The sequence below is a fragment of the Flavobacterium sp. ZB4R12 genome (genome assembly GCF_048276375.1).
Lineage (GTDB): Bacteria > Bacteroidota > Bacteroidia > Flavobacteriales > Flavobacteriaceae > Flavobacterium > Flavobacterium gawalongense.
Genome location: NZ_JBLNKS010000013.1, coordinates 94,302 through 119,698, shown reverse-complemented (window position 1 = coordinate 119,698; position 25,397 = coordinate 94,302). Strand labels below are relative to the sequence as shown.

The following is a 25,397-nucleotide window of genomic DNA, read 5'->3' as shown; positions in this document are numbered from 1 at the left end:
GCGATGGTGGGGATAAGAAAGCCTTGTCTTTCGGTTATTCACTAATTTTTTAAGTACAAAACCATCTTTAAATTCAGCCTTAAACCCCACTATTGCAAAGCGTGTGTTGGCAGTACGGTTTTTCGGTTTTGTTTTTCCACCGTTTAAGTGAAAAGTAATAAATTAAAAATTATATGAAAAGTTTAATTAATTCAATTGTTGGTTTTGTTATAGATAATATTTCTAATAACAGTACAGTAGTTGACGTTCTATTATGCATTTGTCTACTTATACTGCTTTCAGATCTTCGTAAAATTCTCAAAAGAAACCAGTAAGCAGGAATTTCGTAAAGCCATCTTAAATCATAATGTTTGTATGGGTATATTTCAAACTTTTCATCCGTTGTATAGAAACGATTTGGTAATTTTCTAACAGCCTTTTCCAAAGTCATAAATTCTATTTTACAATACATTTCATTTGGCTTTTTGGAACTTCCAAATGTAGTTTTAGTTCTTACAATTGAATTATGTTTTCTCATTTATACGTTTTTTCTGTTTAGTTTTCATACCAATTTTAAGTGAAAAGTATTTTAAAATCTAATTAAATGATTAAATTATGTAAACCATTTCTGCTGTATAGCTAATAATATAATTCCAATAAATAATGGAATTGCTACGTGCCAAAACCATTTGCCAATTTTTTCAGCGATTGTGTTTTGTTGTTTTTCTTTTTCTGCTGGTTGGATAGTTTGTTTTATTTCTGTTTTTTCAACAGTTAGAAAATCTGATTGATTTACTTGACCAATTGTCGAATTACTAAAGTCATATTTTAATTGGTCTTTATTTTGTTTTTTAGGTTCTATTTCTGCCAAATATTTTCTTCCTGCAATTTGAATTTTATAAACTGGGTCTTTGGATGAAAAATATGATTCTCTAATTACTGGAGTTGCAGTCTTTTTTATGTATTTAGCTTTTACTAGTTCTGAAAGTTTACTTTTTAGTAGCTTTAAATTATTTTCAATAAATGAAACGTCAACATATTGACCATTATCATTTTCAGACAAATATTTTAGTATTTTATATTCTAATGTTTCTGTCATTTTTTTCGTTTTCTAAGCTAACTGTTAAAACCTTGTCAATTTCTTGAAGCACTCTTTTTTATTTAATCAGTATTTTTGAAAAATTTGCATAGTCTGTTTCAAAATATTCCTTCTCAAAGTCATATTTTGAATAAGAAGAAAAGCTATCTGGCATATAAAATCTTATCGCTCCTTCTTTTGATTTAGTTATCGGAAATTTGTATTCTCCAGAATATTCACTTTTTTCTTTCGAAAGTTCTGTTTGTATTAAGTCGAGAAATTTTATTTCGTCATATTTTTCGTATTCTAAATCCATATTTACCAAATACTTGGTTTTTAATTCTAAAATATTTTCAATATTAGCTAATTTATCGTATTCATTTTTAGTAAATATGTAACCTATTGTGACTTTAAATTCGCGCCAATCTTCTTTTATTGAAGGATATTTATAACGACCATTCCATTTATCTATAATTAAAACGAAGTATTTTGTTTCGTTATATGTAATTGTCTTGATTTGTATAGTTGATAAATTCTGTTTTGTATGTGACATCATATATGCGCCTTGAAGGTTTTTATATTTGTCCTTATAATCCTTGTCGTTAGAAATGACATTTATGTAGTCAACCCATTCTCCTAATTTAGTGTTATATGCCCAGCCTATTGCCTTTGACATAATTTCAGATTTTTGGTCAAATGTTATTTTTTGTCTATTGACCCTGTCTTGTCCAAATACCTGCATAAATGAGACGGCCATAATTCCTAAAATGGTTACTTTAATTTTATTTTTCATTTTTTTTTGTTTATATTCTTACTCGTTTGTCTTTTCAGTTTCGCCCTGTTTTTTTGTGGTTGCTAGACTCCATTGTTATCATTTTTTATGTTCGTTGCGTAATCATCAATATGGGCTGTCAATTTATTTGTATTAGGTTATTGAATTCTTCTTCTGTTTTCTAAACTGACTGCCAACTTATTTATACCAGCCATAAAATGGCACAAAGCCAACCTAAATAGGATGGATTGGAGCCATAAAACAGCTTCTTATACTTTTGCTAATTTATACAAAAAGAACCACAAACCATCTTATTCCTACAAATCTAAAACATTGTTTATTCATTACTTTACGGTTTCCCGTAAAACTATCAATTTTATTCAAAATAAAATCTAATCCAAACCTAAACTCCATAAAAAAAACGTCTCGTTTCTTTAAACAAGACGATTTCTTTATATGTTTCAAATTCCTAGATTAATCGACTAACTTATAAAAGAACACTTGTGGCGCACTTATATTCCTTATATGGTGAGAAATATAAACCATATAAGGAATATAAGTTCATTTAAGAAATGGCACAATTATCTAATTCTGTTACAGCAAAAATGGTATTATATTCCAAAAACCGAATCCCCAAAAAACCGCCCCTTATGGAAATAAGACGGGAATACATTGATCAATAATAATTGGGACAACCGAAACATTTTACTTTCAAATCAAATTGATAGGTTACGGAGAGTTCATAAATTCCGCCTGTTTTTCCTATTTTGGAGGTATTAAAATCATGGGAATAGCCAAATTTAAAATGTTCGTATTGCAATCCCCCAAAGGCATTTACCGAAGTCAAGAAATGACTGTTTTCCGTTTTTCTTCCTGGATTTGTAGCCACACTAACTCCGAAGAAAAACTTTTTGAAAACAAGCCCGGTTCCTAAATCAAATCGGCTGCATTCTCCTTGATGCATATAATTAGACGTTAAAAGCATTTTGGTTTCATAAGGAAAATAGGTAATATCTATGTAATCGCCCAGTAGGAATTCATATCCCGCATTGGCAGAGAAAAACATTTCTAACGGCACATTTCCTGTGTTTGAAAATGAGATGTTAGGTTTATTGATGTGTTTTAGAGAAAGTCCAAACCAAGCATTTTCATTGTTAAGCAACATTCCGGCAGAAAAATCAAAGAAAGTTACTTTATCATTCAGTAGAAGTGGATCCACACTAGATGTGTTTATGGTTCCTTGTCCAATATTGATTTGGTCTTCTAAAACAATATTCTGAAAACCATAGGATTTGTTTCCAAAACCCATTTCGATTGCAGGCCTAAAAAACCAATTATCATTTAATTGAACCAGATAGGCATAATTTAAATTAACCTGGGTGAAATTATAATTAGTGAATTTTTCCCTGTGATTTAAAACGCTTACCCCTATTCCGCTGTTTGCATTTTCCAGCCATGTATTGATGAATCCAAAATCCGTATCCACTCTGAAATTCAAGTCGGGCCATTGGGTTCTGTGTACTATTCCCGCATTAGTCGTTTCTAAAAACCCTGTAAATCCTGAATTCAACGTTTCGGGAACCATGAAATATTGCGTAAAAATGGGATCTTGTGCCTTAACCTTTAAAGAAAAACCAAACAAAATTATTAATGCTGCTATTTTTATTTTCATTTTGCTATTCTTATTTGATTAATGTAAAAGGACCGTTTCCGTTTATTATTGCCCCATAAAAAGTGGTCGCTTTTGCTTTGTAGTAATAATTCCCATTCTCTGATTCTTTTTCTTTTACTCTTCCATCCCATCCGTGTAATGTTTCACCTGTTTCAGAATATATTAATTCTCCCCAAGTATCATACACATCGAGTTGAAATGATTTCAATCCTGCGAAAACCGGTTTAAAAGTTTCATTAATTCCATCTCCATTGGGAGTGAAACCATTTGGAACTATCAATTTATACCCTTTGTCAATTGTTAATGTTACAGTATAGGTATAAATACATCCAAATGCATAAGTAACCGTTTGTGTCACTACATAATTCCCTTCTTTGACGAAAGTGTGAATTGGATTTTCCTCACTGGAAACGCTTCCATCACCAAAATCCCAAGCAGTACTGATATAATCTGCTGTAGCGGTATTCGTAAATTGTATGGGATCTATAATTGAAAAAGTCCCAAATGTTGAATACGAATAAGAACTTGTTGTGAAAGAAGGATTTCCTAATTTTGGAATAGCAACATTGAAAGTGTAATTTGCAGTACATCCCAAATTATCCGTAACGCCCAGAATGACAGTTCCGTTTTGATTGGTGTTCATCATTTCGTTATTGGTACCACTTACCGTTCCGCTGGACCATGTTAATTGATAAGGAGGCACTCCGCCTGAAACTTGGGCCATAAAGGTTTGTTTGACAGATTTAGCTTCACAATTAAAATCGGTTTTTGTTTCCACTCCGATTACTATCGGTGGTTGTCTGTTAATCGAATATTGAGCTGTTTTTGAACAACCTCTGCTGTCAGTAACCGTTACCAAATAATTTCCTGCTGGAATAGCAGATAAATCTTCGGCTGTGGCTCCGTTTGACCAAGAATAGGTAAATGGTGGCGTTCCTCCGGCAACCAGTAGATTGATAGCGCCACTATTGGCATCATCGCAATCGAATGCATGCGTAACATTTGCTGAAAGCACTAATTTTTGCGGTTCCAATATTATAAATGTTTTGGAAATAGTACACGGTTTTCCATCAATGATTGTTACCGTGTAGCTTCCAGGTCCTAAATTATTCCTAACATTTCCTGCCACGGCACTATCGTCCCAAACTAATTTCACTGGGACTATACCTCCAATAATGTTTAAATCTATGCTTCCATCATGTGTTCCAAAACAAGAGATGTTTTTAGTGACTGGTTTTATAGTAAAAATTGGCGCTTCGGGTATGTTTACATTTAATATATTAATACAATTCAAAGCATCCGTCACTGTAATTAGATAATCTCCAGCCGAAAGATTGTCTTGAAATAATCCACTTCCTAAATTACTCCATACGATTTTATAAGGCGCATTTCCACCAGAAATAACAATACTAATTGACGCATTATTATCCCCATAACAGTTGATTACAGTAGTGGTTGCCTTTATTATAATTTCTGAAGATTGTGTTACAAGAACTGATAGATTTTTGGTACAGCCTGAATTATCAGTTACGGTTAAGTTATACGTCCCAGCGAAAATAGCACTTAGATTTTTGTTGGAACTTGCAAATCCGTTTGGTCCTGTCCAAGTATAATTATAATCAAAAACGCCAGGAGAAATCTGAATTGGTGTTCCTCCCACTACATTAATATCAATAGCTCCAGTTGCAGTTCCAAAACATAAAATATTGGTCTGGCTCACTAAATTTAAAACTAAAACAGGCGGTTCGGTAATTGTGAAAGTGGCTGTTACTGGCCCGCAATTATTATTATCCGAAACTGAAACAGCATACACTCCCGGGCTTAGATTCGATAAATCTTCGGTATTTGCAAATGGTAAATTATCTTTAGTCCAAGTATAATTATAATTTAAAGCGCCGCCAGTTATTGTAATTGCTATCGCTCCATTGGCTTCGCCAAAACAGGTAATATCCTTTTCTAAATCCGTAGTAATAACAATGGCATCAGGTTCCGTAATTTTATAACTTTTTAAAAACGGACAACCTCCATTATCTAAAACCGAAAGTGTATAATCTCCAGCTGCTAGGTTAGAAATACTTGTTGCATTAGATGTAAATCCGTTTGGTCCCACCCATGAAACTAAATATGGTGCGCCAGTACTAAAAGGAATTCCTCCAGTTAAATTAGTTTGTATTAACCCATTATTAATGCCAAAACAAGTACTATTAGTGATGATACTATTTGGACTTATAGATGGATTTACAGTTACAACAATTGTAAAATTAGTTCCAACACAAGTTCCTGAAGTTGGAGTAATAGTATAAGTAACAGTTGCTGGATCGGTAGTTGTATTGATCAACGTTTGGCTAATATTGTTTTGAGGAATGGTTCCCGCAAGAACACCATTAACAGTATTCGAAGGATTAATTACAGGAGTTGTCCAAGTATAAGTGGTTCCAATTGGCACTATATCACCACTTAAATTGTCAGGCGTAACAGTAAAAGCTGTACCGCTGCATATTACTGTACTTTTATTTGCAATTACAGGATTTTGATTGATTTTGACTTCTGCAATAGCGGATGTTAAAACAGAACATCCTCCAGTAGACAAAGTAATAATACAATAATAGTACGTTGTTCCAACTGTTATAGCTGGCGGATTGAAACTATCATTTGTTGCTCCTAAAATTGAAGTACTTCCTATTGTGGAGTTAGTTGCATTAGAATACCATTGGTATTGTGGCGTACCAACTCCATTAATGTAAGCTACTTTTAAAAGTGTTGGTATCCCTCCTAAACATAGCGTACTTGAGGAAGGTTGCAAAGTAACTGCAGGTGCTAGATTTATAATTACGGTGGCTACATTACTTTTGGCATTACAACCCAAGCCACTTTGTGAAATTTCACAGTAATAATAAATTGTTCCTACTGCTGTTGTAGGCGGTGTAAAAGTAGCATTTGTTGCTCCAAGTAATAAAGTTCCGCCGCTATTTGAATTTGTACCGTTTGAATACCATTGGTAAGATAGTGTCCCAACACTAACATCCCCAGAGGCAGTCACAGATAAATCTGTTGGAGCAACACTTTGACATAAGGTTTGGGTAGCTAATGGTTGTGAAGTAAGAATTGGGTCGGCAACAACTTTAACTTCTGCGGGATTACTTGCTATTGGACCGCATCCACTTCCTGATAATGTTATAACTGCATAGAAATAATTTACTCCTGTAACTGAGAAAGCTGGTGGTGTGTAACTTGAATTAGTAGCTCCAAGAATTAGGGTTCCACCGCTATTTGTATTGGTTGTGCTTGAAAACCATTGGTAACTCGGAATTCCTGTTCCGCCAGAATAACTTACCGTTAATGGTGAGGCTATAGTGCTTCCAACACAGAGATTTTGCGATGCTGTTGGCTGTTGCGTAACTGTTGCTCCAGCAGTAATTGTAATACTTGCAATAGCCGAAGTAATGCTGGAACAGCCTCCAGAACCACCCAATGTAATAATACAATAATAATAATAAATTGTTCCAATTGTTGTACTTGGCGGGGTATAAGTAGCATTTGTTTCTCCAGAAAGTGGTGTTCCAGTAGTTGTATTATTACTTGTATTTGAATACCATTGGTACGTTGGAGTTCCCGTTGAAGTATTTAAAACAACGGATAAAGCACTAAGTGTTCCATTTTGACAAATTGAATTTGAAGCTGGCTGAGTTGTAATATTTGGCGCTGGATTTACAGTAACAACGTAATTTACAACTGTCCCTGAACATCCATTTAATGAGGGGGTGATGGCATAAGTAACCGTTCCTGCTGATGTATTTGTAGTTGAAATCGTTTGAACAGGAATTGTATTCGTTACGCCAGAAGTTGTAAAACCAGTGATTCCCGCTGTTGCTGTTGCTGTCCAAGAAAAAGTGGTTCCAACAGTATCAGCAGTTAAGTTTACTAAAGTCGTTTGTGAACCTGAACAAATAGTTTGGGTTAAGTCTGTATTAGTTAAAGCTGGTGTTGTACTTACAGAAAATGTTTTGGTGGCGGTTGCAGAAACACCACATTCATTGGTAACTGTTAATGACACCGTATAAGTTCCAGAAGCTCCATAACTAATTGTTCCGGGATTTGCTGCTGTTGAAGAAGCAGGACTTCCACCGGGGAAACTCCAAGCATAACTCAATACACTTGATGCAGGAGCACAACCATTAACTACAGCTGTTGGATTTATTGATGTAGGTCCACAAAAATCAGCTATTGCATTTATGACAGCTGTCGGAGGTTGTTTGACTGTTACCGTTTGAATTGCAGAAGTGACAGCACCACAGGAATTGGTGGCAGTCAACGATATCGTATAGGTTCCCGGTGCCACAAAATTAAAAATAGGACTCGCGGATGTTGCTGTTGTACCTCCAGTATAGGCGTAAGACGAAGTTGTTCCACAATTGGCCGAAGTATAACTGACATTCCATAAATAGGTTGGTGTGGCACAAGAACCTGCAATGTTAGTTGTATTAGTAGCTGTAACTGCTAATGGCGTACATCCTGAATTTGTGTCTAAAGTAAATTGAGGGACTAGTGGAGCCTCTACACAAATAGTTTTTACGATTTGATCATTACCACAGCGGTTAGCTACTTTCATGGTAATAGTATATATTCCGGCTTGTGAAAAAACAGGACATATTACATTAGATCCTGTTGTCCAAAGACTTGGATCAGACGAACCAAAATCATTCCCCAAACTTCCACTAGCCAAATTAAAACCAGTTGCAGGTGTAATTAACCAAATTATTTTGGGACTCGTGTTACATGAACTACTGCTACCATAATTTTCATAAGCTCCATAAGAGTCGTTTGTAAGGCATACTTGTGTATTTGTACAAATAGTATTTGAAGATACTTTAAAGTCTGCTTTTGGTGGCGTTGACACATAAATTGGTACAACCCCTACAGCCGAATTCCCGCAGGGATTTGAAGCTACAATATTAGCAGAAAAAGAGTTTTGATAAGAACTCGTTCCATCAGAACTAGTAGTCCCACAGGAAGACTTTAAAAAAACATGGGTTACATCAGTAGGTGGCGGATGACTGAAAACTTGAGGAACTGAACCATCATTAAAAGAAACGGTGTATGTTGTTCCTGGTGGATTATTTGTTGTTCCTGTAATCGGAAAAGTAAGTGAACTTGTATTACAAATATCTGTATTCCCCGGGTTACCTAAAGAAACAGCAGGGTTAGATCCTACAAATATAATATAGGGTTTTGAAATTGAACATCCATTCTGACCTACAATTGTATACACCATGTTCCATAATCCAATTTGATATGTATGCGTAGTTGATGTCCATGTGTTTGACACAAAATCAGGAGAACCATCGCCCCAATTTATTGTGTAATTTAAATTTGTTGAAGTTGTACTTGAAGCATTTGTAAATGTAAATAAGGAAACCGTATTACTGCATACTCTAAATACGGGTACTCCATTAAAAACAGTCCCTGAACCAGTTCCATTGAGTGTTGCATCTGGTTGTGGAATTACCTTAACCGTTACAGTTCCAGTTTGGTTTTGGGTTGCATTAGTTGAGTCCTTGACATTTACTAATGTATATACAAAATCTCCAACTGATGTAGTAGGAACATTGAGTGTGGCTGTATTACCTGTTCCTACAGATACAATACTAACATCAGCTCCACCATTAATTTTATATGTAAACGTATAAGGAGCAGTCCCTCCTATTCCTGTAAAAATTATTACAGGTTGAGTCCCATTAATACAAACCGCAGTTGCATTCGCTGTTATAGTTGCTGTAGGCAAAGCCAAATTATTAACATCCCTCTTTACGATTATTTTATCTATACCGAAATGTGGGTAATTGCTTTTGGCATTTAAATTATTAACTGAAATTATTAAGATAAAAAGAAAAATAATCTTGTAAAGGTGTTTCATAATTGCATCTTAAATTAAATCAACGATTACTATCATTGCCATGTGGTAAAAAGGTAATTTTCACAAATATAACATAAAGCATTTTTATTACTTTATGGTTTTCCATAAGGCTATGTTATTTTTGTGATTATTTTAAAAAACATAACTCATTATTTAATTTACTGAAAATAAAAACCGAATTCAATATCCGAATCTCATAAAAAAACCGTCTCGCAAAGAACGAGACGGCTTAAATTGTAATTATTTAATATTTACAAAATGTAATCCGTATTAATGAAATTGGACTCTTTGCTGTTCAATAACTCTTGTAAAATAGCATTGTTATATTCATTGTCTTTAGACGCAACAAAAGTTCTGATAGAGAACGAACGCAACGCATCGTGAATACTCAAAGTTCCCACAGCAGAATCTTTTCTTCCAGTAAATGGGAAAACATCCGGCCCTCTTTGGCAAGAACTATTTAAGTTTACTCTACAAACTAAATTTACCAAAGTATCAATAAGCGGAGCGATAGTTTTGATGTCTTTTCCAAACAAACTTACTTGTTGCCCGTAATTAGATTCAGCCATATCGTTTAGTGGTTCTTGAATATCTTTGAAAGAAATAATAGGCACAACCGGACCAAACTGCTCTTCATGATACACACGCATTTCCTTGTTTATAGGAAATAAAACCGCTGGAAATATATAGTTCTCTGTTTGCTCTCCTCCTTTTGCATTAATAACTTTTGCACCTTTACTTGTAGCGTCATCTATTAATTCCTGGATATAACAAGGCTTGTCCTTTTCTGGTAAAGGAGTAAGAAATACTGACTTGTCCCAAGGATTTCCAAAAGTTAACGCATCAACTTTAGCAGCAAATCGTTTATTGAATTCATCAGCAATAGATTCATGCACGTATAAGATTTTTAAAGCCGTACAACGTTGTCCGTTAAACGATAAAGATCCGGCAATACATTCTTGGATAGCCAAATCTAAATCGGCGTCCGGAAGGATTATCGCAGGATTTTTTGCTTCTAAACCTAATACCAAACGCAATCTGTTTTTGTTTGGATGTTGATCTTGCAAAGCAATCGCTGATTTACTGTTTCCTATCAAAGCCAAAATATCAACTTTCCCAGATTTCATGATTGGAGAAGCGACTTCACGCCCTCTACCATACATAATATTGATTGCTCCTTTTGGGAAACTGCTTCTGAAAGCTTCTAACAAAGGGGAAATTAATAAAACTCCGTGTTTAGCCGGTTTAAAAATTACAGGATTTCCCATAATTAATGCTGGAATAAGCAACGAAAAAGTTTCATTCAATGGATAGTTATAAGGTCCTAGACACAATACAACACCAAGCGGACCTCTACGGACCATGGCATTTATGCCTTGAACTTTAGAAAAATGCGCGCTACGGGCGTTTAATTCTTTATAACTTTCGATAGTATCATAGATGTACTCTACCGTTCTGTCAAATTCTTTTTCAGAATCACCCAACGATTTTCCGATTTCCCACATCAAAAGCTTAACAACCTCTGTTCGAGTCGTTTTCATTTGAGTCACAAAATTTTCCATGCATTTGATACGATCCACAACTTTCATTGTAGGCCATAAACCTTGTCCGTTATTGTACGCTGCGGATGCCGCTTCAACAGCATCTAAAGCCTCTGCTTCTCCCATAAAAGGGATAGAACCCAATAGAGTAGGTTCGTATTTTTCGGTAGATGAAATCGTAGAAAAAACTGGAGTTGTTTGACCGGTCCATTTTTTTAGTTCACCATTAATTAAATAAGTATCCTGATTGAGAAACGTATTAATCTGAAATTCTTCTGGTATAAAACTCATTATAGGTTGGTTGTATTTTAATTTAAAATTTAATAAAAAGTGGTGCTTGAAGGCATAGTCTTATGATTAAACGATATCGCCATTCCATTCTATAATTCCTCCCACTAAGTTGTAGGTATTTTCAAAACCCAGTTCGTTCATGATTTCGCAAGCTTTTGCACTTCTCATTCCGGAACGGCAATACACATAATAATTTTTATTTTTGTCTAAAGCTTCTATTTCGTTTATAAAACCTTGTCCCATGTGAATATCAATATTTATGGAATTAGCTATAATTCCTTCATTGCATTCGTCTTCTGTTCTCACGTCAAGTATTACTGCATTTTCATCAGCTTCGAATTGAGAAACCCAATCTTCTTGTGTTAAATTCATAGTATTGTTTTTTGTAAAAATACAAAGATTTTACCAAACAATAAACCTCTCAATTGTTAATTAGATAAAATTCTAAAGAAAACGTTTTCGCAAAACATTAACTATCAAGAAACTATGAATTAGGCGTTTATTTTTGCGAAAAATAGCCTATTAAATCCATCGGAAATGCATAAAGTACAATACGCAATGATGCAGGAACCAATCTGTTTTTTCAATAGTATAATTCCAATAATCTTTTGAGTTTTTAGACTACTTTTACAGTATAGCTGTTGCCAAAATTTAAAATAATTCCAAAATGCTTGATCCTATAAAGAAAATATTTCCTTCATTTTCTAATGAATTAGTCAAAGATATTGAAGCCAATGCTACTATTCAATCCTTCAAAGCTGGTGATGTCATCATGCGAACAGGACAATATATAAAAAACACCGTTTTGGTTATCAGTGGTAAAATTAAAATTTACCGCGAAGATGAAAATGGCGGTGAATTTTTCATGTATTATTTACAACCCGGTCAGGCCTGTGCCATTTCTATGATTTGTGCTACGAAAAATGAAAAAAGCCAAATCATGGCCAAAGTTGTTGAGGATGTCGAATTGATAATGATTCCTTTACCTTTAATGGATAAATGGATGATGCAACACCGGAGTTGGTATGAATTTGTAATTGGTTCCTATCGCAGCCGATTTGAAGAAGTACTCGAAGTAATCGACAGCATTGCATTTAGAGCTATGGATGAGCGGTTGGAATTTTATCTAAAACGCCATGCTGATGCTTGCGGTTGCAAAGAATTAAAGCTATCCCATCAGGAAATTGCATCGGAGTTAAATACGTCAAGAGAAGTTATTTCCCGTTTACTAAAAAAAATGGAACAATGCGGATTAGTGATTTTACATCGCAATAATATTGAACTTTTAAAGTAAAATACGCTCCATGAGCTAAATAGTACTGTTTGTAAAAAAATTCCAGGCAGCCTTTGCATTAAAAAATTTTCAAATGGAATATTTAGGCTATTTAGCTTCAATCATCATAGGACTTTCATTGGGATTAATAGGAGGCGGTGGATCTATACTTACCATACCTATTTTGGTTTACTTATTTAAAATAGAACCTGAATTAGCCACAAGTTATTCTTTATTTATAGTGGGAATTACCTCTTTATTTGGATGTATTAGCCATTATAAAATGGGGAATCTTAAAATTAAATCGGCACTATACTTTGCTATACCTTCCGTTTTTTCTATTTTGATAATCCGGGAAGTTATTTTTCCAAAAATAGCGGCAACACTATTCTCCATTGCTTCCTACCAAGTATCAAAAAGTTTTCTGATTATGATTGTTTTTTCAGTACTCATGATCGCAGCCGCTATAGCTATGATACGCAAAACAAAAATAGTAACGAATACTCCAAAAACAAATTACATACAACTGGGAATAATTGGATTTATAGTTGGAATTGTAACCGGTTTTTTAGGTGCTGGTGGTGGTTTCTTAATCATCCCTGCATTATTGTTTTTCGCTAATTTACCAATGAAACAAGCCGTCGGTACATCTTTACTAATTATTTTTATAAACTCTTCTATTGGCTTTGCTGGTGATTTATATATTGGTACACCTATAAATTATCCTTTTTTAATAGGGATTTCAAGTAGCGCATTTTTAGGAATGATTGTGGGAACCAAGCTTTCAAAAAAAATTGACGGAGCTAAACTAAAACCAATCTTTGGCTGGTTTGTACTGGTCATGGGAATTTACATTATTACTAAAGAGATTTTCTTTCATTAAAAACAATACATGCCTACTGATAATCCATATTCGCCTGCAGCTGTAATTATAAATAGTTAATGAAGGACTCACAATCTTTGTTAGAATTTAAATAAAACGGAACGAATTCTGTTAGCATATTTTTGCCTAAAATCAAAAAAACTTGTGTAACTTTAGTCACCAATTTTTCTTAAAAACAGAAGTACCTTTGTATAGTAAAATAAAAAAAATTGTAATCATGCAAATTGAACAAATATATACAGGTTGTTTAGCACAAGGCGCTTACTACATTACTTCAAATGGCGAAGCGGCTATAATTGACCCACTTCGTGAAATTCAACCTTATTTAGACCGACTGGAACGCGATCAGGTAAAACTGAAATATATTTTTGAAACCCATTTTCATGCTGATTTTGTTTCCGGACATGTTGATTTGAGTAGAGAAACTGGTACCCCAATTGTTTATGGTCCAAATGCAAAATGTGAATTTGAATGTATTTCTGCTACAGATGGTCAGGAATTTGCCATTGGAAATATCAAAATAAAAGTGCTGCATACTCCTGGACATACTATGGAAAGCACGACCTTTTTATTGATTGATGAAAACGGTAAAGATCATGCTATTTTCTCCGGAGACACCTTATTTATTGGTGATGTGGGAAGGCCGGACTTAGCCCAAAAAGCGGCACATATGACTCAGGAGCAATTAGCTGCAATATTGTATCATTCTTTAAGAGATAAAGTGATGACTTTGGCTGATGATGTTATTGTATATCCGGCTCATGGTGCAGGAAGTGCTTGCGGTAAAAATATGAGTAAAGAAACGGTATCAACCATTGGCAACCAAAAAGCGACTAACTATGCTTTGAGAGCGGATATGACTGAAGCCGAATTTGTACAAGAAGTAACCGAAGGTTTATTACCTCCTCCCGCCTATTTTGGGATGAATGTAGCTATGAATAAAAAAGGTTATGAAAGTTTCGAGAATGTATTGCACTTGGGAATGCGCGCTTTATCAGCAACCGAATTTGAAGTCGCTGCCGAAGAAACTGGAGCTTTGATTTTGGACACCCGAAAAAATACTGATTTTGCCAAAGGATTTATTCCTCAATCTATAAATATTGGAATTGATGGCGATTTCGCTCCTTGGGTGGGCGCTTTAGTTGCCGATGTGAAACAACCAATCCTAATCGTTTCCGAAGTAGGACAAGAAGAAGAAACCGTTACGCGTTTGAGTCGTGTGGGTTTTGATAACTTAATTGGTCATCTGGAAGGTGGTTTTGATGCTTGGGCAAAAGCTGGAAAAGAAATTGACACCGTAAATAGAATTACAGCCGAACAATTTGCCAAAGAAGTAAAAATTGGCGAAAGCAAAGTAATTGATGTACGTAAAGAAAATGAATATTGTGCCGAACATGTTGAGGAATCGTTTAGCAAGCCATTAGCATCTATCAATGATTGGATCAAAGATATTAATCCAAAAGAACATTTTTATTTGCATTGTGCAGGTGGCTATCGCAGTATGATTGCGGCTTCAATTTTAGAAGCACGCGGTTTTAGAAATTTCACTGAAATAGAAGGTGGTTTTAATGCTATTGCAAAAACAAATTTGCCAAAAACAGATTTCGTTTGCCAAAGCAAAGTTTTGAAATAAAAGCAATGACAATGGCAATGACAATTTCAAAAAAATCAAATTATGGAAGATGTAAAATGTTGTGTAGCTTCGTGTGAGAAATCTCTTGATGCAGCCTATTGGGAAGCCCAGTACAAAGCAAAAGCCACAGGTTGGGATTTAGGCAAAGTATCGCCTCCCATACAAACCTATGTGGATACAATAGAAAATAAAAACATATCAATTTTGATTCCCGGTTGTGGCAATAGCTATGAAGCTGAATATCTTTTGGAACACGGTTTTACTAACATTACTGTTATTGATATTGCGCCAACACCGGTTGCTGTTTTAAAAGATAAGTTCAAAAATAATCCCAATATTCAAATCATATTGGGTGATTTCTTTGAACATCAGGGGAAATATGATTTGATTATTGAACAAACTTTTTTCTGTGCTTTGCCTCCTACCATGCGTCAAAAATACGTTTGGAAAATGCATCAACTTTTAGTTGATGAAGGAAAATTGGCAGGATTATTATTTAATAGAACATTTGAAGTAAGTCCTCCTTTTGGCGGAAGCAAAGAAGAATACGAGACGCTTTTCGCAGTTGCTTTTGAATTTTTAAAAATGGATTTATGTCCAAATTCTATTGCACCAAGAGCCAATTCGGAATTATTTTTCGAATTGAAAAAGAATAATAAGGTCAAAGTTAATGTTTATGAATTGGAAGGGATTACTTGCAACGGTAGTGTTCAATCTGTTACAAAAAAGTTAGCAGGAATCGATGGAATATTGAATGTGAGTATGAGCAGTAATTTTGCAGAAGTACTAATTATCAGTAAAAATAAAATTGCAATTGAAGAATTACAAAATGCAATTTCTGATGATGAAAAGTACAAAATCAAAAAAATAAGTTAGTAACACGAGTTCACTTTTTCAAAAAAATGAAAGAATTATTATTTACAAATTGGCATGTTATGCGCTTAGTTCGTCTGGCGTTTGCCTTATTTTTATTTGCTCAAGCCTATATATTGCGAGAATGGATGTTTATCGCCTTTGGGTTATTTTTCTTCATTCAGGTTATTTTAAATTTAGGTTGCGGTTCTAATGGCTGTACTATTTCAAACAATAAATACAATAAAGATGAGTAATTTCAACACTATTATCAAATCAGACAAACCAGTTTTAATAGACTTTTTTGCTACATGGTGCGGACCATGTAAAATGCTTAGCCCTATTTTGAGAGAAGTAAAAGACAGTTTGGGAGACCGTGTTTCGATTATCAAAATTGATGTAGACAAAAACCAACAAATTTCGAGTCAATATCAGGTTCGAGGCGTTCCAACTATGATTTTATTTCAAAACGGTAAACAACTCTGGAGACAATCCGGTGTATTAACCAAAGAGGAGATAATCAAAATCATTTTAGAAAAAAGCAATCCATGACCAAAAAATCTTAATCACAGGATTTAGAGTAGTAAAAAGAACCATTACGGGTTACCTACATTATTTCTTTATAAGTTGTGTTTCTGAAATGTGCCCCATACCTGTTACTCTTTAAACGCTACGTTGTAGGAAATTTGATAGACTGATCGTGCATAATATGTTTATTATAAAGAAAATATAAATATTTTTTTCAAGTATTTCATCGCGAAATACCGGCAATAAATCAAAAATTATTTATCCAACCACTTGTGCAGAATTAATTCTAAATTTGATTTAATAATTGGCTTAGAAATGTAATCATTCATCCCTGCTTCTAAACATTTTTCTTTTTCTTCTAACAATATTCCTGCAGTTAAGGCAATAATAGGAATTTTTTCAGCTTTTTTTAATTTTCTAATTTCAGTTGTTGTTTCATATCCGTTTTTAACTGGCATTTGTATATCCATTAAAATGAGATCCAGTTGCTCTTTTTTGCACAGTTTTATTGCCCCAATTCCATCAGAAGCCTCTAATATTATACAGTTAGGAATTACTGTTTTAAGGAGTGTTTTTATCAAAAGCATATTAATCTTATTATCCTCAACAATTAATATTCGAATGGGATTTAAAATTTCAGAAGGGATAATTTCATTTTCCTCATTTAAATTGCTTTTAATAGCTTTTGAATCTTGCTCATGTTTTGATTTCTTAAGTTCAATGGTAAAGAAAAAATCACTTCCATGTCCATAATTACTTATTAGCTCTAATTTACTATTCATCAAACTTAAAAGTTGATTTGAAATTGCTAATCCTAAACCAGTTCCTCCAAATTGGCGTGTTATAGAATTATCCTCTTGTACAAAAGACTGGAATATTTTTTCCTGATTTTGCTGTTTTATACCAATTCCTGTATCTTTTACTGAAAAATTTATGGCAGCTGTCTTTTTTACAAAATTGGATTTATTATAAATATCCAGCAGGATTTGACCTGATTTTGTGAATTTTAATGCGTTCCCTATTAAATTTACTAATATCTGTTTCAATCGTATGGAATCACCAAAGACATATTGGGGTACATTTTTATCTATATTTAAAATTAAATCTATATTTTTCAAAGAGGCCTGATACTTGAAAAGATCAATAACCTGATGTGCTAGTTCAAAGAGATCCAATTCTTCAATATTTAATTCTAATTTTCCTGATTCTATTTTTGAAAAATCTAAAATATTATTTACAATATCCGCTAATATTATTGCCGATTCATTTATGGTATTCATATATTCCAACTGATTTTTGTCAAGATTTGACTTCATTAACAAATCAGTGAAACCAATTATTCCATTTAATGGAGTTCTAATTTCATGGCTCATATTCATTAGAAAACTTGACTTCGCTTTATTAGCGGCTTCAGCTTGGTCTTTTGCTTTTGTCAATTCTATTTCCAATATCTTTAGTTCCGTAATTTCTATAAAACAGGTTACTACCTCAGTTATTTCACCATGATAATCAAAAATGGGAAATCCATTTAATAAAAGCCATATCGTTCTGGTATTATCAGGTCTTTTAATTCCCATGATAAAATTTTTGATTGGCTTTTTCTCACTTATAATTTGGTTTATAGGATAATTTTCAATTGCTAAAGATTTATAATTTTCATTTATAAATTTCCATACTGGATTAATTGCTATTTTCCCTTTCATTTGATTGGTACTCAATCCAATCAATTCAGATGCTTTAGGGTTAGACAAAATAATAGAAGTGTCCGGAGCATATACAATAACACCAACGCCAAGATTATTTAACAATCCACGATATCTTTCCTCACTTTCCTTAAGTGCTTTTTCCGTCGATTTGAGTTGTGTGATATCCACAACTGAAATAAGTGCCTGTTCTCTACCCTCAGTGGCTATTCCGGTGAGATAAACATTAATTATACTATTATTGTCTAATAGTAACTTAACCTCACAGCATTCTTTGATAGTACTGTTAAATATCTTCTCTAAAAAAAGATTAAAGATTGGCTTAGTATCATTGGACACAAAAAATCCAAACTGACTGTCTATTAATCGAGACCTATCTTTACCTAACATTTGGGATCCCGTGAGGTTAAGTGCTGTAACTTTTCCTGTTTTTGTCAGTGTAAAATAGCCAGATGGAGCAAAATCGTATAAATCCGTGTATTTTTCAGTAGCAACTTCAGCCTGTTCTTTTGCAAGTATAAGTTCTTCTTTCTGCATTTCAAGTTCTATCTGATGAACTTCAAATTCATGAATAAGTTTCAATGTATCAACTTCAGAAAGTTTAGAATCTAACTTTGATTCTTTAATTTTCTGCAATTCTTCAGCTTTTTTTCGAAGAATCATCATGGCTTCTGATTTATTCTCTACTTTTTTCATAATTTCCGCCTGTGTTAAATATTACCCTTTTTTCTTGATGGGATTGGGGGAACTATATATGCTTTTCTTTTTTTATTTTTTTAGTTTGGAGTTTGGAATTTCATGAATAAAACATTGAATCACCTTATGACTATCTATAAAATACATCGTACTAATGAACTCAACGTTTATTTTTTTGGTATCAGCAGCCCTTAATTTAAATATTTTTGTCACCGGATCCGTAAATCTGCGAATGTTTAATTCCTTATCCAGAAAAAGAGTAGCAATTTCAGTACTGTTGAGCAGGTTTTTCATGTCATTGTTTGCCTGTTCAAAATCTACTAATTTACTTTGAAGTTCCGTATTAACGGTTTGCAATTCTTCATTCAGACTTTGCAGCTCTTCTTTGGAAGTAGTCAATTCTTCATTAGTGGACTGCAGTTCCTCTTGGGAGGTTTGCATCTCTTCACGAGTACTGTTCAAATCTTCATTACAACGAATCAGTTCAGCTTCTAGTTCTTTTTGTTTTCTGGAAACACTTTGTTTTTTTGTTTTAATGTGTTTTCATCCGATTCTTCACTTTCTGGTACATCACTGAATACCAGCATAATCATCCCTTTTAAAGCATCCGGACTTTCGATTTGTTAGAGGGTTAAATTTACAAAATATTTACTCCCGTTTTCAACTATTTTTACATTTTCAATTTTTACAGGTAAATTTAGCAAACACAACATCATTAAACAAACTCTTGAAAAAATTTATAAAATCACATTCACAAAAAAAGTGTTTAAAATAATAAACACTCTTTTCAATTTCTAAAATAAAATTATTTTTTAAGCAGCCATTTGTGTAACATTTTTTCCAAATCGGTTTGGATAATTGGCTTTGACAGATAATCATTCATTCCTGCTTCCAGACATTTTTCTTTGTCTCCAACCATTATTCCCGCAGTTATTGCAATTATAGGAATATTTTCAGAATCTTTTAATTTCCTGATTTCGTCAGTTGCTTCATATCCATTTTTATTTGGCATTTGAATGTCCATCAAAATAACATCTGGTTGCCCTTTTTTATATTGTCCTACTGCTTCATTTCCATCCTTAGCTTCAAAAATAGTGCAATTAGACATTATTCTTTTAATCAGTGTTTTAGCTAAAAGCATATTGATTTTATTATCCTCAACTATTAAAATCTTTTTATTATTTAGAGTTTCTGTGGGAATAATAGTATCCTCATTAATTATATTAGTAAGTACTGAATCTATACTTTTTTTATGATTTGTCTTTTTAAATTTAATGTCAAAGAAAAAATCACTTCCATCTCCGTATTTACTAATTAATTGCAATTTGCTATCCATTAGTGCTAAAAGCTGATTTGAAATAGCCAAACCTAATCCTGTACCTCCAAATTTTCGATTTGTAGAATTATCTTCCTGTACAAAAGAATTAAATATTTTTTCATTGTTGCCTCCTTTTATACCTATTCCGGTATCTTTTACTGAAAACTTTATGTTTGACCAATTTTTGTCTGAAGAATAAATTTCATCTATATCCAAACGTATTTCTCCAAAACTGGTAAACTTTATGGCATTACTCAACAGATTTACTATTATTTGTTTCAATCTTACGGAATCTGCAAGAATGTATTGTGGAACGTTTTTATCTATATGGAGTGTTAAATCTATATTTTTTTGATTGGCTTGGTATTTAAATAAATCAATAACCTGATTTGTTAATTTAAAAAGATTTATTTCTTCAATATCCAATTCTAATTTTCCGGATTCTATTTTAGAAAAATCTAAGACATCATTAACAATCTCCATTAATGAAGTTGCGGATTCATTAACTGTAGTCATATATTCGAACTGATTCTTTTTTAAATTTGACTTCATCAACAAATGAGTAAAGCCAATTATTCCGTTTAATGGAGTTCTAATCTCATGACTCATATTCGCAAGAAAATCAGTCTTAGCTCTATTTGCGGCTTCGGCTTGTTCTTTCGCTTTTATTAACTCCATCTCCATCACCTTTTGTTCCGTGACATCAATGAAACTAATTACAATTTCAAATATTTCATCTTTGTTATCAATATCGGGGAAGCCATTGACTAAAAGCCATACGATGTCATTAGTTTCTGGTCGATTCACTCCAACTGTAATGTTTTTTATTGCTTGCTTACTTGTTAATATTTGATTTACTGGATATTTTTCAATCGGCATAGCCGAATTGTCTTCATTCAAAAATTTCCAGGCCGGACTAATTGCCATTTTCCCTTTCATTTGATTATCACTTAATCCCAGTAATTCCAATGCTTTTAGATTATTCACAATAATTGAGGTATCTGATGCATGAACCACTATACCTGTATCAAGATTATTTAACAAACCGCGATATCTTTCCTCACTTTTCTGCAGTGCATAGTCCGATTGTTTGGCACTTGTAATATCACGAGAAAGACAAATGAAGTGTATATCATGATCTTCACTTTCCTGCATGGGTGCAATTGAGAGTTCAAACCAATGTAAACCACTCTGCAACTGTAATGAATATTGTCGTCCGATGGAGAACCCTTTTTCTGAAGCTTCCCGAATAGCGGATAGACACAAATTGGCAACATCGGGTGGTAATACTTCCGAAAATGTTTTACCTAGAAATACTTCTGGGGGCAACGCTAACAAATCATCCCGACGGGAATGGTAGTTGTAAATTCTACCGTTTATATCTACTTCAAACAGCAAATCAGGAATAGCGTCAAGAATAGCTTCCAGCTTTTTGTGCATTTTTTTAAACTCTTCTTCTATTTTTTTGCGTTCACTTACATCTCTTACTATCGCTACAATACGGCCATCTGCAATCATTTTGGCAGTAATCTCTACAGGAATCAATGATCCATCTCGACGCAGCATATTACGCTCCATTAGAATTTGCTTACCACTAAGCAATTCATGAATCATGATGGGTCTGTTTTTTAGCTCATCAATTGTATACAAATCCGTTAGATTTTTTGTACAAAGCTCCTCTTTGGTATACCCTAGCATGATGCAAGCACTTTCATTTACTTCGAGTAAATTCCCTGAAACATCGTTAATAAAAATAGCATCAGAAGCTTGTTCTATAAGGCTGCGATACTTTTCTTCACTATTAACAAGTTGTTCTTTTATATTTTTCAATTCTGTAATTTCAGTCATGGAACTAATCAAACGTTTTGCTTTCCCTGATTCATCTCTAATGATAACAGCACGATCATAAAAGTATCCATAACTACCATCCACTTTTTGAAAACGAAATTCATCCGCCCATATATTTATAGTACTTGCATAGCTTTCTTCAAGCTTTTTAATAACTCTTTCCCTATCATCCGGATGAAGTCTAGAGCGCCATATTTCTTTATTATCGACAGTGCTTGGTTCACCTCTGCTTCCAAAATTAAAAAGTTCAGTAAATGCTTTATTATTCCAACTTTGCCCAGTCAATAAATCCACTTCAGCTATAGCATCATTTGTCGCAACCGAAATTCTTTCAAATCTTTCATTGGCACTTTTAATTTGTTTCTCCGCTTTTTTAATTTCAGTTAAATCTAAGCCCATTCCTAATATGCATTTTTCACCTTCATATTCTACAACAAGTGAATTAATATAATAAGGGATTTTATTTTTCGTTTTTGTATAAAAGTTAAGTTCAATTCCCGGAAATTTATTTTCAATTCCCTTTGGTTTATTTTCTAAAACGGTTTTTATTCTTTTTTTAACTTTTTCTTTTTCATCTTCATCAAAGAAATCAACCGGACTCATTTGGGCTATTTCATTTTTATTGTAACCCGTTACATCTTCAAAATTTTTATTCCATTTCACAAACTTTCCAGATTCACCGTAGAGATAAAAAACACCTGGAAGATTATTAATTATTGTTTCAGAAAGCTGTTTTTCCTTTAAAATTATATCTCCCGCAATTTTACGTTCTGTAATATCAGTAATTGTGCCTATATAGCCCACAATTTCATTTTTGGTATTTCTCTCCGGAATGGCCTGTCCCATCACCCAAGAAATTGATCCGTCTGGGCGAACAAACCGATATTCTGACAAGGAGATTTCTTGATTATAAGTTGCATTTTCCCATCCATTAAACAATAATTTTTCATCATCATTATGGACAGCACTGAGCCAGCCATTTCCTAAAGCCTCCTGATAAGATAAGCCTGAAATTTGACACCAACGGGGATTAACATAAGTAGTGAGCCCAGCCACATCAGTACGAAAAATTCCTACTGGTGATACTTCAGTAAGTGTAAGATACCGTTGTTCACTTTCAAAAACTGCCTCTTCTGCTTTTTTGCGCAAAGCTTCTTTCTCAAAAATCTCTAACGCAAAAGTCACATCACCAGTTGCTTCTTCCAATAATGCAATTTCCTCAGCATCAAAAAAGTTTTTTTCACCAGCAAAAAAATAAAAAATACCAATTACTTTTCCGAATTTTTTTATTGGCACCGCCATTGAAGAAAAATAGCCCCGTTCTAAAGCTTCTTCTTTCCATGGCAGCATCATTGGATCATTCTGAATGTCATTGCAAACTGCATATTTCGCTTCTCTAAACGCAATTCCAGCAGGACCTCTCCCCTCCGGTATATCTTCAATTGAAATAGTTTTTATTATAGAAAGATAACCATTGTCTTCGCCCGCAATCATTCTAGGAATTATTTTTTTAGTATTTTCATCTACTAATCCAATCCAGGCCATTCTAAACTTACCTAATTCAACAGCTATAGAACAAGCCTCTCTAAAAAGGGTTTGTTCATCAGTTGTACGGACAATCATCTGGTTAATTTGGCTTATAAATAAATAAAGCCGATTGGCTTTAATGAGTTTTTGTTCTGCTCCTATTCTTTCGGTGATATCAGTAATTATTCCATGGCAAATCACAGTTCCTTCTGGTTCAACCACTGGCAAAGAGTTTATCTCGTGCCATACCAATCCTTTTATTGGGTGCATGTAACGGTATTTCCCTTTGAGAGGAATTAACTTTGACTTGGTTTCAATAATGCTATACTTGACATAATCTAAATCTTCAGGATGAATCAATGAAAAAATGGTATTGGTATCATTTTCAACATCTTCATAAGTAAATCCGTAAATTTCTTCAATAGCATTACTGGCATAAGGATAGCATAAAGAGCCGTCTTTATTTTGACGCATGGAATAAATTAAACCGGGTGAAGTAGCCGCAATTTTAGCAAACTTATCTCTTTCTTCTCTTAACGTTATAATTACTTTTTTACTCTCGGTAATATCTTTAACAAAACCTAAAAACCTATTTTCTGAAAGTTTTACAGCTTCAACTGACCACCATCTAATTTCTCCCTTTTTATGAATCGCTTTAATTTCTTTTTTTGCTATTCCATTCTTTAAAAGATTTTCGAATTCTTTAAAATATTCTTCCAAAGATTCTTGAGAAGACAAATCGCCAAACTTCATTGTTAATAGTTCCTCCCTTGAGTAACCGGTCAATAGTGTTGCTGCATGGTTTACATCTAAGTAATTTCCTTTTTCATCCAAGACAAAAACTCCATCTGGTGCATTTTCTATGTAATTCTTAAACTTAGCATTGCTTTCTTCTTCTATCACTTTTAGTTTATAATCAACTTCTGCTTGTTCTTTAGCTTTAACCGCAACTTCAATTTGTTTTTTTAAGCTAACATCTTGAGTATTACCTCTGATTCCTAATACATTCCCATTATCATCCAATAACGGAAAAATAGTTTGGTTAAACCACTTTACTTTTTTATTAAAAAAAGTAGCTCTTTGTTCTATTTCAAAAGGTTTTTTGTCAATAATTAATTGCGCTATTTTTTCTTGAAATAACGCTATATCTTCTTTAGAGAAATTATTTAAATATTCCTGAAATAAATCTTGATCATTCTTTTTTTCAACTTCAAAAATGGCATACAATTCATCAGACCAAATTATTTTTTTAGTATTTAAATCGAATTCCCAAGCACCAATTTTTGCGATTTTTTGCGCATGGTTTAATAAGTTTTCACTTTTAATTAATTTTTCTTGGGTGTTTCTTATCTCTGAGATATCTTTTCCAATTGCATAAATATTTTTAGAAGAAATGCTGTTTGCAGTCCATTGAATAGTAACAAATTCACCATTCTTTTTTAGGAATCTATTCTCATAATTTATTGAAGGTATCCCCGTAGAAAGTTTCTCAATCTCTTTTAACGATCTTTCAAGATCATCGGGGTGTAAAAGATGGTGTAAAGAATTGTTAAGTAATTCTTCTTTTGAATATCCTAAAATTTCAACGAAAGCGGGATTTATCTTTTTGAAAAAAGCATCAATTCCCACAATACATACTAAATCATTAGACTCTTCGATAAAAAATTTGAAATTAGCTAATGACTCTTCTTTTTTTAGTAACCGATCTATTTTTAACTCTTGCTCTTTCAATTTGTTGAGTAGATCGTCATATGTAGGTTTTGCTTCTTTCATACTCATAAAATTCAAATTTAATCGCTATTATTAGAACTCTTAAATGTAATAAAAATACCATAACAAATTAAATGTATTTATTTAAATATATTATTTAACAACTGTTTACATGTATT

The 25,397-nt window shown here is 33.4% G+C and carries 16 protein-coding genes; 6 read left to right on the top strand and 10 right to left on the bottom strand.

Going from position 1 to position 25,397, the window contains the following annotated elements; translation table 11 throughout:
- Positions 1-169 precede the first annotated feature (169 nt).
- The 7 genes from ACNO7W_RS11085 to ACNO7W_RS11055 all read right to left on the bottom strand — a co-directional run bounded on the left by ACNO7W_RS11085 (position 170) and on the right by ACNO7W_RS11055 (position 11,619).
- Positions 170-517: a hypothetical protein gene (locus ACNO7W_RS11085; RefSeq protein WP_417938171.1), complete on the bottom strand. Its 348-nt coding sequence runs from the start codon at positions 515-517 to the stop codon at positions 170-172.
- 75 nt (positions 518-592) lie between these two features.
- The gene (locus ACNO7W_RS11080) at positions 593-1,078 is read right to left on the bottom strand and encodes a hypothetical protein (protein ID WP_417938170.1); all 486 of its coding nucleotides are present in this window, start codon (positions 1,076-1,078) and stop codon (positions 593-595) included.
- Positions 1,079-1,136: 58 nt separating this feature from the next.
- Positions 1,137-1,850, bottom strand: coding sequence for a hypothetical protein (locus tag ACNO7W_RS11075; RefSeq protein ID WP_417938169.1), 714 nt, complete (start codon positions 1,848-1,850; stop codon positions 1,137-1,139).
- A gap of 655 nt (positions 1,851-2,505) precedes the next feature.
- The gene (locus ACNO7W_RS11070) at positions 2,506-3,501 is read right to left on the bottom strand and encodes a PorP/SprF family type IX secretion system membrane protein (RefSeq protein ID WP_417938168.1); all 996 of its coding nucleotides are present in this window, start codon (positions 3,499-3,501) and stop codon (positions 2,506-2,508) included.
- 10 nt (positions 3,502-3,511) lie between these two features.
- A complete protein-coding gene (locus ACNO7W_RS11065; RefSeq protein ID WP_417938167.1) occupies positions 3,512-9,415 on the bottom strand; it encodes a PKD domain-containing protein in 5,904 nt (1,967 codons plus the stop codon).
- A 251-nt stretch (positions 9,416-9,666) separates the two neighbouring features.
- Complete coding sequence (locus tag ACNO7W_RS11060; protein ID WP_417938166.1) at positions 9,667-11,247, bottom strand: NADP-dependent glyceraldehyde-3-phosphate dehydrogenase; 1,581 nt, start codon at positions 11,245-11,247, stop codon at positions 9,667-9,669.
- A gap of 66 nt (positions 11,248-11,313) precedes the next feature.
- Positions 11,314-11,619, bottom strand: coding sequence for a rhodanese-like domain-containing protein (locus ACNO7W_RS11055; protein ID WP_143388654.1), 306 nt, complete (start codon positions 11,617-11,619; stop codon positions 11,314-11,316).
- A 295-nt stretch (positions 11,620-11,914) separates the two neighbouring features.
- Between ACNO7W_RS11055 and ACNO7W_RS11050 the strand changes: the two genes are divergently transcribed.
- From ACNO7W_RS11050 to trxA, 6 genes are all read left to right on the top strand, one after another.
- Positions 11,915-12,541: a Crp/Fnr family transcriptional regulator gene (locus tag ACNO7W_RS11050; RefSeq protein ID WP_143388653.1), complete on the top strand. Its 627-nt coding sequence runs from the start codon at positions 11,915-11,917 to the stop codon at positions 12,539-12,541.
- 73 nt (positions 12,542-12,614) lie between these two features.
- Positions 12,615-13,403, top strand: coding sequence for a sulfite exporter TauE/SafE family protein (locus ACNO7W_RS11045; RefSeq protein WP_143388652.1), 789 nt, complete (start codon positions 12,615-12,617; stop codon positions 13,401-13,403).
- Positions 13,404-13,620: 217 nt separating this feature from the next.
- On the top strand, positions 13,621-15,036 hold the full coding sequence (locus tag ACNO7W_RS11040) for an MBL fold metallo-hydrolase (RefSeq protein ID WP_417938165.1): 1,416 nt from the start codon (positions 13,621-13,623) through the stop codon (positions 15,034-15,036).
- Positions 15,037-15,078: 42 nt separating this feature from the next.
- On the top strand, positions 15,079-15,912 hold the full coding sequence (locus ACNO7W_RS11035) for a methyltransferase domain-containing protein (protein WP_417938164.1): 834 nt from the start codon (positions 15,079-15,081) through the stop codon (positions 15,910-15,912).
- A 26-nt stretch (positions 15,913-15,938) separates the two neighbouring features.
- Entirely contained in the window at positions 15,939-16,145 is a 207-nt protein-coding gene (locus ACNO7W_RS11030; protein WP_417938163.1) for a hypothetical protein, read from the top strand.
- Positions 16,138-16,440 carry a thioredoxin gene (gene trxA / locus ACNO7W_RS11025; RefSeq protein ID WP_143388646.1) on the top strand — a complete coding sequence of 101 codons (303 nt, stop codon included), beginning with the start codon at positions 16,138-16,140 and terminating at the stop codon, positions 16,438-16,440. The genes ACNO7W_RS11030 and trxA overlap by 8 nt, the downstream gene beginning before the upstream one ends.
- A 230-nt stretch (positions 16,441-16,670) precedes the next feature.
- Here trxA and ACNO7W_RS11020 read toward each other — a convergent pair whose 3' ends face one another.
- From ACNO7W_RS11020 to ACNO7W_RS11010, 3 genes are all read right to left on the bottom strand, one after another.
- Entirely contained in the window at positions 16,671-18,755 is a 2,085-nt protein-coding gene (locus ACNO7W_RS11020; RefSeq protein ID WP_417938162.1) for a response regulator, read from the bottom strand.
- A gap of 132 nt (positions 18,756-18,887) precedes the next feature.
- Positions 18,888-19,256, bottom strand: a complete 369-nt coding sequence (locus tag ACNO7W_RS11015) for a PAS domain-containing protein (RefSeq protein WP_417938161.1) — start codon at positions 19,254-19,256, stop codon at positions 18,888-18,890.
- A gap of 364 nt (positions 19,257-19,620) precedes the next feature.
- The gene (locus ACNO7W_RS11010) at positions 19,621-25,287 is read right to left on the bottom strand and encodes a PAS domain S-box protein (protein WP_417938160.1); all 5,667 of its coding nucleotides are present in this window, start codon (positions 25,285-25,287) and stop codon (positions 19,621-19,623) included.
- Positions 25,288-25,397 lie beyond the last annotated feature (110 nt).

Bases quoted from the DNA above. Each gene is read 5' to 3' on its own strand.
- trxA (WP_143388646.1), top strand. From the start codon at position 16,138: ATGAGTAATTTCAACACTATTATCAAATCAGACAAACCAGTTTTAATA.
- ACNO7W_RS11035 (WP_417938164.1), top strand. From the start codon at position 15,079: ATGGAAGATGTAAAATGTTGTGTAGCTTCGTGTGAGAAATCTCTTGAT.
- ACNO7W_RS11080 (WP_417938170.1), bottom strand. From the start codon at position 1,078: ATGACAGAAACATTAGAATATAAAATACTAAAATATTTGTCTGAAAAT.
- ACNO7W_RS11070 (WP_417938168.1), bottom strand. From the start codon at position 3,501: ATGAAAATAAAAATAGCAGCATTAATAATTTTGTTTGGTTTTTCTTTA.
- ACNO7W_RS11040 (WP_417938165.1), top strand. From the start codon at position 13,621: ATGCAAATTGAACAAATATATACAGGTTGTTTAGCACAAGGCGCTTAC.
- ACNO7W_RS11075 (WP_417938169.1), bottom strand. From the start codon at position 1,850: ATGAAAAATAAAATTAAAGTAACCATTTTAGGAATTATGGCCGTCTCA.
- ACNO7W_RS11010 (WP_417938160.1), bottom strand. From the start codon at position 25,287: ATGAGTATGAAAGAAGCAAAACCTACATATGACGATCTACTCAACAAA.
- ACNO7W_RS11055 (WP_143388654.1), bottom strand. From the start codon at position 11,619: ATGAATTTAACACAAGAAGATTGGGTTTCTCAATTCGAAGCTGATGAA.
- ACNO7W_RS11030 (WP_417938163.1), top strand. From the start codon at position 15,939: ATGAAAGAATTATTATTTACAAATTGGCATGTTATGCGCTTAGTTCGT.
- ACNO7W_RS11045 (WP_143388652.1), top strand. From the start codon at position 12,615: ATGGAATATTTAGGCTATTTAGCTTCAATCATCATAGGACTTTCATTG.
- ACNO7W_RS11085 (WP_417938171.1), bottom strand. From the start codon at position 517: ATGAGAAAACATAATTCAATTGTAAGAACTAAAACTACATTTGGAAGT.
- ACNO7W_RS11050 (WP_143388653.1), top strand. From the start codon at position 11,915: ATGCTTGATCCTATAAAGAAAATATTTCCTTCATTTTCTAATGAATTA.
- ACNO7W_RS11015 (WP_417938161.1), bottom strand. From the start codon at position 19,256: ATGCAAACCTCCCAAGAGGAACTGCAGTCCACTAATGAAGAATTGACT.
- ACNO7W_RS11060 (WP_417938166.1), bottom strand. From the start codon at position 11,247: ATGAGTTTTATACCAGAAGAATTTCAGATTAATACGTTTCTCAATCAG.
- ACNO7W_RS11065 (WP_417938167.1), bottom strand. From the start codon at position 9,415: ATGAAACACCTTTACAAGATTATTTTTCTTTTTATCTTAATAATTTCA.